Source organism: Streptomyces sp. NBC_00016, assembly GCF_045040885.1.
GTDB lineage: Bacteria > Actinomycetota > Actinomycetes > Streptomycetales > Streptomycetaceae > Streptomyces > Streptomyces coriariae.
On record NZ_CP108304.1, the window covers coordinates 6,200,444 to 6,217,104 of the forward strand.

13 protein-coding genes are annotated in these 16,661 nt (G+C 70.1%); 1 reads left to right on the forward strand and 12 read right to left on the reverse strand.

Features of this window, described 5'->3' with window-relative positions:
* Positions 1-79: 79 nt before the first annotated feature.
* Both glmS and OG933_RS27540 read right to left on the reverse strand, forming a co-directional pair.
* Positions 80-1,897 carry a glutamine--fructose-6-phosphate transaminase (isomerizing) gene (glmS, locus tag OG933_RS27535; protein ID WP_171397451.1) on the reverse strand — a complete coding sequence of 606 codons (1,818 nt, stop codon included), beginning with the start codon at positions 1,895-1,897 and terminating at the stop codon, positions 80-82.
* A gap of 24 nt (positions 1,898-1,921) precedes the next feature.
* A complete protein-coding gene (locus tag OG933_RS27540; protein WP_020131788.1) occupies positions 1,922-2,179 on the reverse strand; it encodes a hypothetical protein in 258 nt (85 codons plus the stop codon).
* Positions 2,180-2,365: 186 nt separating this feature from the next.
* Between OG933_RS27540 and OG933_RS27545 the strand changes: the two genes are divergently transcribed.
* On the forward strand, positions 2,366-3,937 hold the full coding sequence (locus tag OG933_RS27545) for a purple acid phosphatase family protein (RefSeq protein WP_405629298.1): 1,572 nt from the start codon (positions 2,366-2,368) through the stop codon (positions 3,935-3,937).
* A gap of 27 nt (positions 3,938-3,964) precedes the next feature.
* Here OG933_RS27545 and OG933_RS27550 read toward each other — a convergent pair whose 3' ends face one another.
* The 10 genes from OG933_RS27550 to OG933_RS27595 form a co-directional block, all read right to left on the reverse strand.
* Complete coding sequence (locus tag OG933_RS27550) at positions 3,965-4,834, reverse strand: DUF4429 domain-containing protein (RefSeq protein ID WP_020131786.1); 870 nt, start codon at positions 4,832-4,834, stop codon at positions 3,965-3,967.
* 71 nt (positions 4,835-4,905) lie between these two features.
* A complete protein-coding gene (locus OG933_RS27555; protein WP_405629300.1) occupies positions 4,906-6,675 on the reverse strand; it encodes an IucA/IucC family protein in 1,770 nt (589 codons plus the stop codon).
* On the reverse strand, positions 6,672-7,226 hold the full coding sequence (locus OG933_RS27560; RefSeq protein WP_405629302.1) for a GNAT family N-acetyltransferase: 555 nt from the start codon (positions 7,224-7,226) through the stop codon (positions 6,672-6,674). Before OG933_RS27560 ends, OG933_RS27555 begins: the two co-directional genes overlap by 4 nt.
* Positions 7,223-8,497 (reverse strand): SidA/IucD/PvdA family monooxygenase, encoded by a 1,275-nt coding sequence (locus tag OG933_RS27565; protein ID WP_362525553.1) that lies wholly within the window; start codon positions 8,495-8,497, stop codon positions 7,223-7,225. Before OG933_RS27565 ends, OG933_RS27560 begins: the two co-directional genes overlap by 4 nt.
* A complete protein-coding gene (gene desA, locus OG933_RS27570) occupies positions 8,481-9,923 on the reverse strand; it encodes a lysine decarboxylase DesA (protein ID WP_362525550.1) in 1,443 nt (480 codons plus the stop codon). The genes OG933_RS27565 and desA overlap by 17 nt, the downstream gene beginning before the upstream one ends.
* A gap of 177 nt (positions 9,924-10,100) precedes the next feature.
* The gene (locus tag OG933_RS27575; RefSeq protein WP_362525547.1) at positions 10,101-10,922 is read right to left on the reverse strand and encodes a siderophore-interacting protein; all 822 of its coding nucleotides are present in this window, start codon (positions 10,920-10,922) and stop codon (positions 10,101-10,103) included.
* A gap of 109 nt (positions 10,923-11,031) precedes the next feature.
* Entirely contained in the window at positions 11,032-12,081 is a 1,050-nt protein-coding gene (locus OG933_RS27580; RefSeq protein ID WP_405629306.1) for an ABC transporter substrate-binding protein, read from the reverse strand.
* A 418-nt stretch (positions 12,082-12,499) separates the two neighbouring features.
* Positions 12,500-13,660 (reverse strand): acyl-CoA dehydrogenase family protein, encoded by a 1,161-nt coding sequence (locus tag OG933_RS27585; RefSeq protein ID WP_362525542.1) that lies wholly within the window; start codon positions 13,658-13,660, stop codon positions 12,500-12,502.
* 6 nt (positions 13,661-13,666) lie between these two features.
* Positions 13,667-14,605 (reverse strand): hydroxymethylglutaryl-CoA lyase, encoded by a 939-nt coding sequence (locus OG933_RS27590; RefSeq protein ID WP_362525586.1) that lies wholly within the window; start codon positions 14,603-14,605, stop codon positions 13,667-13,669.
* Between the two features lie 8 nt (positions 14,606-14,613).
* A complete protein-coding gene (locus OG933_RS27595; RefSeq protein WP_405633538.1) occupies positions 14,614-16,659 on the reverse strand; it encodes an acetyl/propionyl/methylcrotonyl-CoA carboxylase subunit alpha in 2,046 nt (681 codons plus the stop codon).
* Positions 16,660-16,661: the final 2 nt, after the last annotated feature.

Consider the following 16,661-nt stretch of genomic DNA (forward strand, 5'->3'; position numbering starts at 1 on the left):
TTGGGCGTCCCCGGCAGGAGAACGGCCCCCCACGCGCGGGTGGCGCGCGTGGGGGGCCGTTCTGTGCGAGCGGGGAGGACTACTCCACCGTCACCGACTTCGCCAGGTTGCGCGGCTTGTCGATGTCGCGGCCGAGCGCCTTCGCCGTGTAGTAGGCGAGGAGCTGGAGCGGGATGCCCATCAGGATCGGGTCGAGTTCGTCCTCGTTCTTGGGGACGATGACCGTCTGGTCGGCCTTCTCCTGCTCCCGGTGGGCGACCGCGATGATCTTTCCGCTGCGGGCCTTGATCTCCTCCAGCGCGGCGCGGTTCTTCTCCAGCAGGTCGTCGTCGGGGACGATCGCGACCGTCGGGAGCGCGGGCTCGATGAGGGCCAGCGGACCGTGCTTGAGCTCGGAGGCCGGGTAGGCCTCGGCGTGGATGTACGAGACCTCCTTGAGCTTCAGCGAGGCCTCACGGGCGACCGGGTAGCCCCGGACGCGGCCGATGAAGAGCATCGAGCGGGCCTCGGCGAGCGTCTCGGCCAGCTTCTCGATCTCCGCCTCCTGCTCCATGATCTCGGCGATCTGCGCGGGCAGCTTGCGCAGGCCCTCGATGATCCGCTTGCCGTCGCGCACGGAGAGGTCGCGGGTGCGGCCCAGGTGCAGGGCGAGCAGCGCGAAGGCGACCGTGGTGTTGGTGAAGCACTTCGTCGAGACGACGCAGACCTCGGGGCCCGCGTGCACGTACACGCCGCCGTCCGCCTCGCGGGCGATCGCCGAGCCGACCACGTTGACCACGCCCAGCACCCGGGCGCCCTTGCGCTTCAGCTCCTGGACGGCCGCCAGCACGTCGTACGTCTCACCGGACTGCGAGACGGCGATGTACAGGGTGTCGGGGTCCACGACCGCGTTGCGGTAGCGGAACTCGGAGGCGGGCTCGGCGTCCGCGGGGATGCGGGCGAGCTCCTCGATCATCTGGGCGCCGATCATGCCCGCGTGGTACGAGGTGCCGCAGCCGAGGATCTTCACCCGGCGGATCTGGCGCGCCTCGCGGGCGTCCAGGTTGAGGCCGCCGAGGTGCACGGTGGAGAAGCGGTCGTCGATGCGGCCGCGCAGCACGCGGTCCACGGCGTCGGCCTGCTCGTGGATCTCCTTGTGCATGTAGGTGTCGTGGCCGCCCATGTCGTAGGAGGCGGCCTCCCACTCGACGGTGGTCGGCTCGGCCGTGGTGCGGGTGCCCTCGGTCGTGTAGGTGCGGAAGTCGTCGGCCTTCAGGGTGGCCATCTCGCCGTCGTCGAGGGTGACGATCTGGCGGGTGTGGGCGACCAGTGCGGCGATGTCCGAGGCGACGAACATCTCCTTCTCGCCGATGCCGAGGACGACCGGGGAGCCGTTGCGGGCGACGACGATCCGGTCGTTGAAGTCGGCGTGCATCACGGCGATGCCGTAGGTGCCCTCGACCACCCGCAGCGCCTCGCGGACCTTGTCCTCGAGCTTCTCGGCCTGGGCGCGGGCGACGAGGTGGACGAGGACCTCGGTGTCCGTCTCGGAGAGGAACTCGACGCCGTCGGCCTCGAGCTTCTTGCGCAGGTCGGAGGCGTTGTCGATGATGCCGTTGTGGACGACGGCGACCTTGAGGTCGGCCGACATGTGCGGGTGGGCGTTCACGTCGGAGGGGGCGCCGTGGGTGGCCCAGCGGGTGTGGGCGATGCCGGTGGTGCCCTTGAAGCGCGCCGGGACCTTGGCCTCCAGGTCGCGGACCCGGCCCTTGGCCTTGACCATCTTCAGGCCGGCCGTCTTCGGCGAGGTGACGACGATGCCCGCCGAGTCGTAGCCGCGGTACTCGAGCCGCTGAAGGCCTTCGAGCAGCAGCGGGGCCACGTCACGCCTGCCGATGTATCCGACGATTCCGCACATATATAGGTATCCCCAAGCTTTCGATCACCCGTAGACGATGCGCCGCAGTTGCCTGAGCGTGAGCTCGGGCGGCGCCACCGCACGGTATTTCAGGTCCGCCTCGACCCGTTCGAAGATCTCCGCGTTGACCAGGCCCTGGGCCTGGAGCTCGCGGTGGCGGCGACGGACGTAGTTCTCGGTCGTCTCGTCGAAGTAGGCGAGCACGTCCTGGATCACCCGTAGCGCCTCGCCCCGCTGGAGGGGCGTGGAGCGCGTCAGGTGATCAACGAGTTCGTCGTGCACCCGGTAGATCCTGGGGTACGCGAGCCGGTTTCGCAAGAATCGTGCCCGATTTCGGGCAGGCACCTGTTAAGGAGCCTTGGGAGAACATTGAATGTGTTATGAGCCGCTGTTCGCGCACCGTCCATATGGCGTCTTGCGGCCCGTCGCCCGAGGCGACCATTTTCAGACGTCATGGACACTCCTCGCATGGGCGTACCCGAGCAGCTCGCCGACCGCATGAGCATGGCCGAGCAGCACGAGTACCTGCGCGCCAAGTTCTCCCGGCGCACGATGATCAGAGGCGGCGCCGTCACTCTGGGCGCCGTCACGGGTGGCGCGTTCGTGACCGGCGCCACGGCACAGGCGGCCGTGCCGACGCAGACCCCGAAGGCCACGCCGGCCGCCGAGCACGTCGACGGCGCCCTCGTCGCTCCCTTCGGGCGCCACCTCGCCTACGGCAAGGACCCGCGCACCGAGATCACGGTCTCCTGGCAGGTCCCGGTCGCGGTGAAGAAGCCCTTCATCCGGATCGGCGCCCACCCCTGGGACCTCTCCCGCAAGATCGAGGCCGAGGTGCGCACCCTCCACACCCCGGCCGGTGTCGGCGCCAGCGGCGACCACACCCAGTACTACCTGCACGCGGAACTCACCCACCTCAAGCCCGGCAGGACGTACTACTACGGCGTCGGTCACGCGGGCTTCGACCCGGCCGCCGCCCACCTCCTCGGCACCCTCGGCACCTTCACCACCGCCCCCGACCACAAGGCGCCGTTCACCTTCACCGCCTTCGGCGACGAGGGCGTCGGCTACCACGGACTCGCCAACAACAGCCTCCTCCTCGGCCAGAACCCGGCCTTCCACCTGCACGCCGGCGACATCGCCTACGCCGACCCGGCCGGTCAGGGCAAGTCCGCCGACACCGGCTTCGACTCCCGCGTCTGGGACCAGTTCCTCGCCCAGACCGAGTCCGTCGCCAAGTCCGTCCCGTGGATGCCGGCCTACGGCAACCACGACATGGAGGCCTGGTACTCGCCCAACGGCTACGGCGGCGAGGAGGCCCGCTGGAACCTGCCGGACAACGGCCCCGACGCGAAGAACCTCCCGGGCGTCTACACCTTCGTCTACGGCAACACGGCGGTCATCTCGCTCGACGCCAACGACATCTCCTTCGAGATCCCGGCCAACCTCGGCATCTCGGGCGGCACCCAGACCAAGTGGCTGGAGACGCAGCTCAAGAAGTACCGGGCGTCGAAGGACGTCGACTTCGTCGTGATCTTCTTCCACCACTGCGCGTACTGCACCTCCACCGCGCACGCCTCGGAGGGGGGCGTGCGCCAGGAGTGGGTGCCGCTGTTCGAGAAGTACACGGTGGACCTGGTCATCAACGGCCACAACCACCAGTACGAGCGCACCGACGTCCTCAAGAAGGGCGCCGTCACCAAGAAGCTCCCGATCGGCGGCACGGCGTACCCCGAGACCGACGGTGTCGTGTACGTCACGGCGGGCGCGGCCGGCCGCAGCCTGTACGCCTTCAGCGCCCCGCTCTCCTACGAGGGCCACGAGAACGAGGTCGACTCCGTCGCGTCCTTCATCAACACCAAGGACGGCAAGGTGAACGAGACCGTCACCTGGTCGCGCGTGCGCTACCTCGACTACTCGTTCCTGCGGGTGGACGTGACCCCGGCCGCGAAGGGCCGCACGGCCACACTGACCGTGCGCGGCATCGCCGAGACCGGTGACCAGGTCGACCACTTCACGGTGGCCCGCAAGGCGAAGTAACCCCGTTCGCAGGCGGTCCTCCTCGCGCTACAGGCGCCTGAGGACCGCCTGCTTGGCCATCGCGAACTCCTCGTCCGTCAGGACGCCGTCCCGGCGCAGCTCGCCGAGTTCGCGCAGCCGGCGCAGCAGCGCGTCGTGGTCGTCCCCGCCGGCGGAGTCCGCCTCGCGCTGCGCGGGTACGGACTCCCGGGGTCCGGCCGCCGGGTGGGGCAGCCTGGCCTGCACGGCCGCCGCGACGAGCGCCATCAGCGGGTCCTTCCTGAAGCCCCACAGCTCCACGGCGTTGGGGTCGTACTTGGCCGGTGCCTTCGTCGGCGCGTGACGCAGCCGGAAGCGCAGACAGCCGTTCTCGAGGCCGACCGCGGGCTGCCACTCCACCGCCTCGATCTCCGCGATGCCGATACTGCGCGCGCCGGCGGAGGCCTTGGACTCCTCGGTCTTCCAGTTCCACTCCAGGCGCACCCGCTCACCGTCGAAGCCCGCCGTGCCGTCCCCGGCGGAGGCGGACAGGGGCACCGACGGGCCGGGCAGCAGATACGCGTCCACCGGGTCGGTCGGCACCTCGTCGAGGAGCAGTGCCTGGCGCACCTCGTCCACGAGGTACTCGGCGACCCCGTACCGGTCGGATTCGACGAGCAGCTGGTACGGATCGTGCGGCTCGGTCAGCCGTCCGCCGGTCGCCTGGAGCAGGGGATCGGCGCCGTCCCGCAGCCGTAGCCGCAGCCGCCCGGTCTTCTTTCCCTGCTCGAACGACAGCCCGGCCAACGCGCCCAGGGGGACGATCAGTTCACCCAGTTCCCTGCGGAGCGGGCTGACGTTCTTGTCCCGGCCCGGGGTCAGCCGCAGGGCATCGCCGTCGAAGACCCAGGTGCCGTCCTTCTGGATGATTTCCGCCATGGTGAGGATTCTTCCAAACATGGCGACGGGCGCCCCCGAGGACCGTACTCGGGGGCGCCCGTCTGCCCGGATCAGAACCCCGCGACGGGATTCTTCAGGGTTCCGATCAGCTGGAGGGCGCCCGACGGGTCCGCCAGGTCCACCATCTGCTTGTTGTTGCGCAGCTGGAGACGGTTGAGGCAGGACAGGGCGAACTCGGGGGCGAACATGTCGTACTGGCGGAACCTGTCGGCCAGTTCGGGGTTCGCCTCCTGGTAGGCGCGGGTGACCTCGGCGACCGTGCGCCAGAAGTCGTCCTCCTCGAGGATCCCCTCGGTGGCGAGGCCGGCCGCGAGGAAGCGGAAGAAGCAGTCGAAGACGTCCGTGAAGATGGACAGCAGCTTCTTGTCCTCGGGCACCTCGACGCGGATGCGCCGGACCTCGGGCGGCAGCACCGCGTCCGGGTCCATGACCGCGATCTCCTCGGCGATGTCCTTGTAGATCGCCCGCTGCACCGCCCCGTCCTTCAGGACCAGGATCGTGTTCTCGCCGTGCGGCATGAACACCAGGTCGTAGGCGTAGAAGCTGTGCAGGAGCGGGGTGTAGTACGCCTGGAGGTAGCCGCGCAGCCACTGCGTCGGCGTCAGGCCCGACTGCTCGATCAGCGCGCCGGCCACCGACCTGCCCTCGTGGTCCACATGGACCAGGGAGGCCATGGTCGCGAGCGACTCGCCGTCCCGCAGCGTCGGCACCGGGCTCTCCCGCCACAGCGCGGCCAGCATCTTGCGATACGGCGAATAGCGGTCCGTGGCGGCCTCGTACTCCAGGTGCCGGTAGCCGACGGCCGCCCGCTCCCGGATGATCGACAGGCCCGTCGAGCGCAGCACCGGGTCGTTGTCGATGAGCTGGGCCAGCCAGTCGTTGATGGCCGGGGTCGCCTCCATGTAGGCGGCCGAGAGCCCGCGCATGAAGCCCATGTTGAGGACGGACAGGGCCGTCTTCACATAGTGCTTCTCGGGGTGCGAGGAGTTGAAGAACGTCCGGATGGACTGCTGCGCCAGGTACTCGTCGTCGCCCTCGCCCAGGCAGACCAGGTTCCCGCGGGCGATCTCGGCGGCGAAGGTGACGGTGAGCTTGTTCCACCACTGCCAGGGGTGGACGGGGATGAGGAGGTAGTCGTCCGGGTCCCGGTCCTGCTCGCGCAGGACGGCGTCGAACCGCTCGACCGTCTTCTCGCCCAGTTCCTCCCGCACGAACGACTCGTAGTCGATCCCCACGCCCGCCGTGAACGCGGCCCGCGAGCGGTGCGCGGCCAGCCACACCAGCCGGACCGGGTTCGCCGTCTCCGGGGCGTACGACAGGTACTCGTGGATGCCGAAGCCGAGCCGCCCGTTGTTGGCGACGAAGCAGGGGTGGCCCTCGGTCATCCCGGTCTCGATGGCCTGGAAGCCGCTCCTGACCAGCTCCGCCGAGGTGATCCGCGATTTGGTCAGTTTGTAGCAGGTGCCGGAGAGGGTGGAGGAGATCTCCTCCAGGTAGACCGGCAGGATCTCCTCGCTCAGGCCCAGCGTCTTCTTCAGCTCGATGAAGAAGTCCAGCGCGGTGACCGGGAGTTCGGCCTCGTCGCGGGTGCGGGTGATCGAGTCGGCGTCCACCTGCCAGTGGTCGAGGGCGTGGCGGACGGCGGTGAAGCGGTAGTAGGTCAGCCCGTCGTCGCTGCGGACGACGAAGCGGCCGTCCTTCTCCTCGGGGGTGATCAGGCGCTCGTGCGCGAACTCCGCGAGGGCTTTGCGGACGAGCAGACGGTTGGCCTTCTCCCAGCGCTCGGGGGAGAGGTGGGCGACGGCGTCGGCGAGGCTCATGCCCGCACCCCCGTCGCCGCGACGAACTGCTCGCGGGTGCAGAAGCTCAGCAACGCCTGCTTCTCCGGCTTCTGGATCTCCCGCTCGGGCACGAACCCGACGGCCTCGTTGAGGGCGTGTACGGCCGTGTTGGAGACGTCCGGCTCGACGACGACCCGGGAGGTAGCCGGGTCGTCGAAGAGGCGCGCCATCACGGTGGTGATCACGGCCCGCGTGAACCCGTGCACGGGTCGGTCGGTGGGGGCGACCAGGAAGTGCATGCCGACGTCGCCGGGCCGCGGCTCGTACAGGCCGACCAGCTCACGGTGGGCCGGGTCGTAGTACTCCATCAGGAACGCGGGTTCGCCGTCGTGCAGGCCGATGAGGGCGTGGCTGTGCTCGTCGGCCGCGATGTCCATGTAGGCGCGCTCGACGTCCACCGGTTTCGCGTTCTGCATCATCCAGTACGCGGCTTTGGGGTGCGTGACCCAGCCGTGCAGCAGCTCGGCGTCCTCGACGGGGTCGAGCGGGCGCAGGGTGAGACGGCCGACGGCGGCCGTGGTCGTGCTCATACGGCGAACTCCTGGAACGCGATGGTCTTCTCGACCGGGTAGTACTCGCTGCCGAGCAGGTCACGGATGATCGAGCTGTTGCGGTACGCCCCCATGCCGAGGTCGGGGGAGGTGATGCTGTGGGTGTGCGCGCCCGCGTTCTGCAGGAACACGCCCCGGCCCGTGGTGTCGATGGAGTAGTTGCGGGCGACGTCGAAGTTGCCGTGGGAGTCGTAGCGCAGTCTGTCCCGGACGGGCGCGAGGAACTCCGGCTCGGTGTACTTGTAGCCGGTGGCCAGGACCAGCCCCTGGGAGCTCAGCTCGAAGTCCTTCTCCTGCTCGTCCTGGCGGAAGGCGAGGGTGTAGGTGCCGTCGGCGTAACGCGCGCTCGTCAGCGAGGAGTTGGTGAGCAGTCGGGTGGGCACCGGGCCGCCGAGGTTCTTCTGGTAGAGCAGGTCGAAGATCTCGTTGATGAGATCGCCGTCGATGCCCTTGAAGAGGTTCTTCTGCTCGGCCGTCAGGCGGTAGCGGGTCTGCTCCGGCAGCTCGCGGAAGTAGTCGATGTACTCCGGGGAGGTCATCTCCAGCGTGAGCTTGGTGTACTCCAGCGGGAAGAAGCGCGGGGAGCGGGTGACCCAGTTCAGCCGGTAGCCGTGGACGTCGATCTCGCTGAGCAGGTCGTAGTAGATCTCGGCGGCCGACTGTCCGGAGCCGACCAGCGTGATCGACTCCTTCTTCTGGAGTTCCGCCTTGTGCCGCAGATAGCGGGAGTTGTGCAGGAAGTCGCCACCCAGGTCCGCGCAGGCCTCGGGGATGTGCGGGGGCGTGCCGGTGCCGAGGACCAGGTGACGGCCGCGGTACCGCTCGCCGGCGGTGGTCCGCACGACGTACACGTCGTCCTCGTACGTCACTTCCGCGACCGTCGTCGAGAAGCGCACGCTGCTCAGCTTGTTCGCGGCCCAGCGGCAGTAGTCGTCGTACTCGACCCGCAGCGGGTAGAAGTTCTCGCGGATGTAGAACGAGTACAGCCGGCCCTTCTCCTTCAGGTAGTTGAGGAAGGAGTACGGCGAGGTCGGGTCGGCCAGGGTGACCAGGTCCGACATGAACGGCGTCTGGAGGTGGGCGCCGTCGAGGAACATGCCGGCGTGCCACTCGAAGTCCGGCTTGGACTCCAGGAAGACGCCGTCGAGTGTGTCGATGGGCTCGGTGAGGCAGGCGAGGCCGAGGTTGAAGGGGCCGAGCCCGATCCCCACGAAGTCATAGGTGTGGCTGGCTTCAGGAAGCGCGGTCAAGGGACTCTCCCAGGTACTGCTCGGCGTGGCCGGCGATCAGGTCGAGGACGGCGGCGATGTCGTCGGTCGTCGTCTCGGGGTTCAGCAGGGTGAACTTCAGGTAGTGGCGGGCGCCGACCTTCGTGCCCGCGACCACCGCGTCACCGGACGCGAACAGGGCCTTGCGGGCGTAGAGGTTGGCGCGGTCGATCTCGGCCGGGTCGGTGACGGCGGCGGGGATGTAGCGGAAGACGAGGGTGGAGAGCGACGGCCGGACGACGACGTCGAAGCGCGGGTCGGCGGCCAGCAGGTGCCAGCCCTCGACGGTCAGGTCGCAGACCTCGTCGAAGAGCTGCCCGATGCCGTCGGCGCCCATGGTCCGCAGGGTCATCCACAGTTTGAGCGCGTCGAAGCGGCGCGTGGTCTGCAGGGACTTGTCCACCTGGTTGGGGATGCGCTCCTGCACCATGCGGCGCGGGTTGAGGTACTCGGCGTGATAGGTGGCGTGGCGGAGCGTGGCCGCGTCGCGGACCAGTACGGCCGACGAACTCACCGGCTGGAAGAAGGACTTGTGGTAGTCCACGGTGACGGAGTCGGCACGCTCGATGCCGTCGATCCGGTCCCGGTACTTCACGGAGGCCAGCAGACCGCAGCCGTAGGCCGCGTCGACGTGCATCCAGGTCTCGTACCGGTCGCACAGCTCGGCTATCCCGGGCAGCGGGTCGATGGAGCCGAAGTCGGTGGTGCCGGCGGTGGCGACCACGGCCATGGGCGTCAGGCCGGCGTCCTTGCACCGCTCCAGCTCGCGGGCGAGCGCGACGGTCTGCATCCGCTTTTCGTTGTCGACCGGGATGGACACCACCGCGTCGGGTCCGAGGCCCAGCAGTTTCGCGGACTTCTTCACGCTGAAGTGGCTGACCTCGGAGGCGAAGATGCGCAGGTCGGCGAGGGACTCCGCTTTGGCCTCCTCGCGGGCGAGCAGCAGCGCCTGGAGGTTGGACGCGGTCCCGCCGGAGGTGAACACGCCGTCGGCGGCCGGGCCGAGGCCGATCCGGGCCGTCGTCCAGTCGATCAGTTTGCGCTCGATGAGGGTGCCGCCGGCCGACTGGTCCCAGGTGTCGAGGGAGGAGTTGACGGCCGACAGGACCGCCTCGCCCAGCACGGCGGGGATGACCACCGGGCAGTTGAGGTGGGCGAGGTAGCGGGGGTGGTGGAAGTAGATCGCGTCGCGGAGGTAGACCTCCTCCAGCTCGTCCAGGACGGCCGTGGTGTCGTGCAGCGGCTTGTCCAGGTCGATCCCGTCGATGCGGGGCGCGAGGGCGTCGACCGAGACGCCGGTGAACGGACGGTCGGTGGCGGCGATTTTGGCGGCCACCCGCTCTACTCCTTCGGTCACGGAGCGGCGGTACTCCTCCGCGGTCGTGTCATTGAGCAGGTGCGAGCGCATGGTGGAGGTCCTCCGGGGGGTGGGGACGAGGTCTGCTGCGGGACGGGCTCGGGGACGGAGCCTCTGGTTCAACTTAGGTGAGCCTAACCTAAGCGTGGCGAGGGAAACCCTGCCTCTGCCGTGACTGTGATCACGTCGATGCCCCCGCGCAACTGCCTGCGGGGGCACGGGTGGTGGCTACTCCGACGCCCGGAGCTGTTCCTCGTTCATGCCCTGGCGCCAGTATCCGACGAAGGTGATGCGGCGCCGGTCGATCCCGCGTTCCCGGACGAAGTGGCGGCGCAACGCCTTCACGCACCCCGACTCGCCCGCGATCCAGACGTACGGGTGCTCGGCGGCCGGGAGCCGGGCCTCCCGGAGGGCGTCCACGGAACTCTCCCCGACCACCCAGGTGATCTCGGCGTCCGCCGCGGTCGCCAACTGCCGCACGTTCCCGACGTCGTGCGCCTCCAGCCAGACCCGGACGCGCTGTCCGGCCGGCAGGGACTCCAGGATCGACGCGACGGCCGGCAGGGCGCTCTCGTCACCCCACAGCACGATCAGGTCGGTGTCGCCGGGCGGCCGGAACCGGATCGCCCGGTTGTCGGCCAGGGCCGGGCCCAGCAGGACGACCCGGTCCCCGGCACCGGCATCCGAGGCCCACGCGGAGGCGGGCCCGGCCGGGGTGTGCAGCACGAAGTCGATGTCGATCTCGATGGTGCGCCCGAGCGCGTCCCGGCGAAGGGCCCGGAGCGTGTACGACCGCATCACCGCCCGCACGTCGTCCGGCAGTTCACGCCACGCCTGCCACCAGCCGTCCCCGAGCTCGAAGGGCACCTGCGGCTCGCTCTGACCCGGCTGAGGCAGGAACAGTGACAGCGACTGGTCGTGCCCGTCGGAGAAGAAGTGCTCGAGATCCTGCCCGGTGAACGTGACCCGGACGAGCGACGACCCGACCCGCCGGGCCCGCACGACCTGAAGCGAGAAGAACCGGAATGGCGCGACAACGGCGGTGGTCACGGGGTGCTCCTGGAAACGTAGGAGGAGATTGCCTACCTAGGGGCGCGGGGAACTGCGCGACCGGCCACAGCCGGACCCGCAGCTCACCCACGACATGAAGTCAGCCTTCTCAGGCAACCTTCTTCGCGTTCTCGAGCGCCTCGGCGAGGTTCTCCAGCAGCGGCACGCACTTCGCGTAGGAGAGAATCGGCTCCGGCGACCGCGCGATGACCTGACCGGCCTTCACCGCGGGCAGCTTCTTCCAGGTCGCCTCGGCGATGTCGGCAGGCTGGATGGTCGAGGAGCGGTCGTCCATCATGATGATGTCGGCCGCGTACTTGTCGACGTTCTCCCAGCTCAGCGACTCGTACCAGCCGCCACCCTCCGCCTTCGCGCTCTCCGGCGGCTCGACGAAGTTCACGCCGAGGGCCTTGAAGTACTCCAGGTCGATGGAGAGGTTGGTGCCGGAGACGTAGAAGAGCGCCTCGCTCGCGGAACCGGCCAGCACCTTGATCTCGGGCTTGGCCTTGGCGGCGGCGCGCAGCCGGGCGGCCGCGTCCTCGAACTTCTTCTTGGCGTCAATGGCCGCGGCCGCCGTCATGTCGGCGCCGAGCGACTCGGCCAGCTCCCACATGCGCTGGAGCGGAGCGGTCAGCTGACGGTCGTAGACGGAGATGCCGACGCTCGGGGCGAGCTTGGCGATCTTGTCCTTGGAGGCCTCGGGGACGTACCAGAGGGTGCCGGCGTTGTCGAACATCGTGGAGATGAGCACCTCGGGCGCGAGGGCCGCGTACTTCTCGACGTTGAACTCGTCCCAGACGTTGCCGAGGACCGTCACCTTGGTGACGTCCATGTCGCCGGCCTGGACGTCGGCCTTGCCCGCGGCGGTCTTGGTCGGGCCGAAGACGCCCTTGACCTGGATGCCGTAGTCGTACAGGGCGGCGCCGACGCCGGTGAAGGCGACGATGTTCGCGGGGATCTTGTCGAGCTTCACCGTGGTGCCGCGGTCGTCCTTGAAGGTCCAGGGACCGGACTTGGCCGAGGTGCTCGCCGACGACTCGGAGCCACTGCTGCTCGCGTCGTCGTCCCCGCAGGCGGCGAGGGCGGCACCGAGGCCCAGTGCGCCACCGACGGCGAGGATGCCACGGCGGGTGGGACGAGCGGCTCTGGCGTTGGGCATGTCTCTGGCTACTTTCGGACGGGGCGGATCACCCGAGGACGGTTCGAACGTAGGTTAGCCTAACCTCAGCTCATGTCCAGAGGGTGGTTCGGGGTTGCGGAACGCCCGCCTCGACGCATGCCCGTTTTCTGTACTCGTCCTGTGGATCAATGGTGTACGGGGTGTCAGGGGACTGAAACGGGCCTGGAGTTGCCGCTCGCTCCGAGGATGTGAAGCGCGGTCGGGCGGCCTCGGGGCATGCCGAGGAGGCCGCGGCACCCGCCCGGAGTGAGCGGTGCGGCGACCTCCTGTGGGCATCGGCTCGGCGGTGTCAGGTCGACTTCCGGCCATCGCGCGAACGCGCCCCCGACGGCCCTCGACGGCCGCCGCGACCCGGCGTGGCCCAGCGCGCCGCCTCGCGCCCTGGGCCCCCGGGGGCTCAGCCGGGCAGCCCCAACTCGCGCGCGATCAGCATTCGTTGCACCTCACTCGTGCCCTCCCCGATCTCCAGGATCTTGGAGTCGCGCCACATCCGGGCCACCGGGTACTCGTTCATGAAGCCGTAGCCGCCGTGCACCTGGGTGGCGTCGCGGGCGTTGTCGACGGCGATCGTCGACGAGTAGAGCTTGGCGACGGCTGCCTCCTTCTTGAAGGGCTCGCCGGCCACCAGCCGCGAGGCCGCGTCCCGCCAGGCGAGGCGGGCCGTGTGGGCCTTCATCTCCATGTCGGCGATCTTGAACTGGATGGCCTGGTTGGCGCCGATCGGACGGCCGAACGCGTGCCGTTCCTTCGCGTACTTCACCGACTCGTCCACACAGCCCTGCGCGAGACCGGTCGCCAGCGCCGCGATGGCGATACGCCCCTCGTCGAGGATCCGCAGGAACTGCGCGTACCCGCGGCCCTCCTCGCCCAGCAGGTTCGCGGCCGGGACACGCACATCGGAGAAGGACAGCTCACGGGTGTCGGAGGCGTTCCAGCCGACCTTCGAGTACGGGCTCGCGACCGTGAAGCCCGGCGTGCCGGACGGGACGATGATCGCCGAGATCAGCGGCCGGCCGTCCGGCCCCCGGCCGGTCACCGCCGTGACCGTGACCAGCCCCGTGATGTCCGTGCCCGAGTTGGTGATGAAGCACTTGGTGCCGTTGATCACCCACTCGTCCGTCTCGGGGTCGAGCCGGGCCGTCGTACGTGTCGCGCCCGCGTCGGAGCCGCCGTCCGGCTCGGTCAGCCCGAAGGCGCCGAGCATCTCGCCGGAGCACAGCCGCGGCAGCCACTCCCGCTTCTGCTCCGGCGTACCGAAGAGATGGATCGGCATGGCGCCCAGCGAGACGCCCGCCTCCAGGGTGATCGCCACGGACGAGTCGACGCGCGCGAGTTCCTCCAGCACGATGCCGAGCGCGAGGTAGTCGCCGCCCATGCCGCCGTGCTCCTCGGGGAACGGCAGCCCGAACAGGCCCATGCGGCCCATCTCACGGACGATCTCGTACGGGAACTCGTGCCGCTCGTAGAAGTCACCGATCTTGGGCGCGACCACGTCGTGCGCGAACTCCTCGACGGTGCGGCGGAGTTCTTCCAGTTCGGGGGAGAGACGGTGGTCCATTTCGGGTCACTGCTCCTTGTGGGGCTGTGTCGTTGTGCCGCCGAGTGCTCGGACGGTGCGGGAAGGGCTGGGTCGGCCCAGTCGGCCGGCCATCCACTCGCTCGTGGCGACGAGACGGCCGAGATCCACCCCCGTGTCGATGCCGAGGCCACGCAGCATCCACACAAGGTCTTCGGTGGCGAGATTGCCGGTGGCGGACTTGGCGTACGGGCAGCCGCCGAGTCCGCCCGCCGAGGAGTCGACGGTGGTGACGCCGTGCTGGAGCGCGGCGAGGGTGTTGGCGAGCGCCTGGCCGTACGTGTCGTGGAAGTGCACGCCCAGCGCGCCCGTGGGCACGCCCCCTTCGTTCAGCGCGGTCAGCAGGGCCCGGACGTGACCCGGGGTGGCCACGCCGATCGTGTCGCCCAGACTCAGCTCGTCGCAGCCCAGGTCGAGCAGGGCCCGGCAGACCCGGACGACATGGTCCACCGGGACCGCGCCCTCCCAGGGATCGCCGAAGCACATGGAGAGGTAGCCGCGCACATGCACGTCCCGCGCCTTGGCCCGGGCCACCACCGGCTCGGACATCGCCAGCACCTCGTCCACCGAGCGGTTGAGGTTGGCCTTGGCGAAGGACTCCGTGGCGCTGGCGAAGACGGCGACCCGACGGGCGCCCAGGGAGAGGGCCCGGTCCAGGCCGCGCTCGTTCGGCACGAGGACCGGAAGCTCCACCCCGAGGTCGCGCACCAGCGGGAACAGCTCCTCGGCGTCGGCGAGTTGGGGCACCCAATCGGGGTGGACGAAGCTGGTGGCCTCGATGGTGGTGAGGCCCGCGTCGGCGAGACGGTGGACGAACTCCGCCTTGACGGCCGTCGGAACGGCCGACTTCTCGTTCTGGAGGCCGTCGCGCGGGCCCACCTCGTGGATGCGCACCCGCGCGGGCAGGCCCTCGGCCGGTACGGCCATGGGAAGCGTCACTGGTCCTCCTGTGCCTCTGCCGGTGCCTCCGGCGGTGTTTCTGCCGGGGCGATGACGGCCAGCACCTGGTCCATGGCGACCGTCGTGCCCGGCGTCACGTCCAGTTCGGCGACCGTGCCGGCGTGCGGGGCGGAGATGACGTGCTCCATCTTCATCGCCTCGACGACCAGCAGGCTCTGGCCCGCGGTCACCTCGTCGCCGACGGCGACCTTCACCACGGTGACCGTGCCGGGCATGGGCGCGGTGAGCGAGTCGGCGCCCGCGTGAGCCCCTCGGGACAGGGAGTCGGCGACCGGATCGTGATCGCGCACATTCCAGGCGTCGCCGTCCCGGCCGAGCCAGGTGCCGTCCGGCAGCGCGGCGAAGGACCGGGCGACGCCGTCGAGCCGGCAGGTGAACCGGGGATCCCCTCCCGGCGTCGGCAGGGGGCCCCCGGCGCCCCGCAGCGGGGTGTCCGCCCCGTCCGGCAGCACCTCGGCGGTGCCGTCCGCCGTGCCGCGCACGCGGACGGTCACCGGGTCGTGCCCCGGCACGTGCAGGTGGTGTGCCGTCCAGGCGGGCTCGCCGCCCAGCCGCCAGCCGTCCGCGACGGCGAAGGGGTCCACCCAGCCCGGGCCGGGCGCGGGGGAGAGCGCGGCCTGGCGCAGCAGCGCCGCCGCCGCGTAGACGTCCTGCGGCACGTCGGCCGCGACGAGCGTCGCGGCCTCCCGCTCCACCAGACCCGTGTCCAGCTCGCCGGCCACCACCGCCGGATGGGCCAGCAGCCGCCGCAGGAACCCGGCGTTGGTCTGCACGCCCAGCGTGACCGTCCCGGCGAGGGCCGCCCGGAGCCGGCGCAGCGCGGTCTCCCGGTCCGGGCCGTAGGCGATCACCTTGGACAGCATCGGGTCGTAGAGGCTGCCGACCTCGGTGCCCTCGCTGAGCCCGGAGTCGGTGCGTACGCCGTCGCCCTGGGGTTCGCGCAGCCGGAGCACCGTCCCGCCGGAGGGCAGGAACCCGCGCGCGGGGTCCTCGGCGCAGATCCGTGCCTCGACCGCGTGCCCGGTCAGCCGGACGTCGTCCTGGCCGAAGGATAGCGGCTCACCGGCGGCCACCCGCAGCTGCCACTCCACCAGGTCCACACCGGTGACCAGTTCGGTGACCGGGTGCTCCACCTGGAGCCGGGTGTTCATCTCCATGAAGTAGTACGAGGACGGGTCGTTGCCCGGCACGATGAACTCCACCGTGCCCGCGCCCCGGTAGCCGCACGACCGCGCCGCCTGGACCGCCGCCTCGCCCATCGCCGCGCGGGTCTTCTCGTCCAGCAGGACCGAGGGCGCCTCCTCGATGATCTTCTGGTGCCGGCGCTGGAGGGAGCACTCGCGCTCGCCCAGGTGCACCACGTTCCCGTGGCCGTCGGCCAGCACCTGGATCTCGATGTGCCGGGGCCGGTCCACCCACCGCTCGACGAGGAGCGTGTCGTCCCCGAAGGAGGCACGGGCCTCGCGGCGGGCGGCGGCGATCTCCTCGTCCAGCACGGCCAGGTCCCGGACCAGGCGCATGCCCTTGCCGCCGCCGCCGGCCGACGGCTTGAGCAGCACGGGGGTGCCGATCTCACGGGCCGCGTCGGCGAGTTCGGCGTCGGTGAGTCCGCTGCCGCTGGACCCGGGCACCACCGGCACCCCGGCCGCCTGCACGGTCTCCTTGGCCCGGATCTTGTCGCCCATCAGGGAGATGGCGTCCGCGGACGGTCCGATGAAGACCAGCCCGGCGTCGGCGCAGGCGCGCGCGAAGCCGGCGTTCTCCGCGAGGAAGCCGTAGCCGGGGTGCACCGCCTGCGCGCCGGTGCGGGCGGCCGCCGCGAGCAGCCGCTCCACCGACAGATAGCTCTCGGCCGCCGGCGCCGGACCGATGCGTACGGCGGTGTCGGCCTCCCGGACGTGCCGGGCGTCCGCGTCGGCGTCGGAGAAGACGGCCGCCGAGCGCACGCCCAGCGCGCGCAGGGTGCGGATGACGCGGACGGCGATCTCGCCCCGGTTGGCCACAAGCACGGTGTCGAACATCA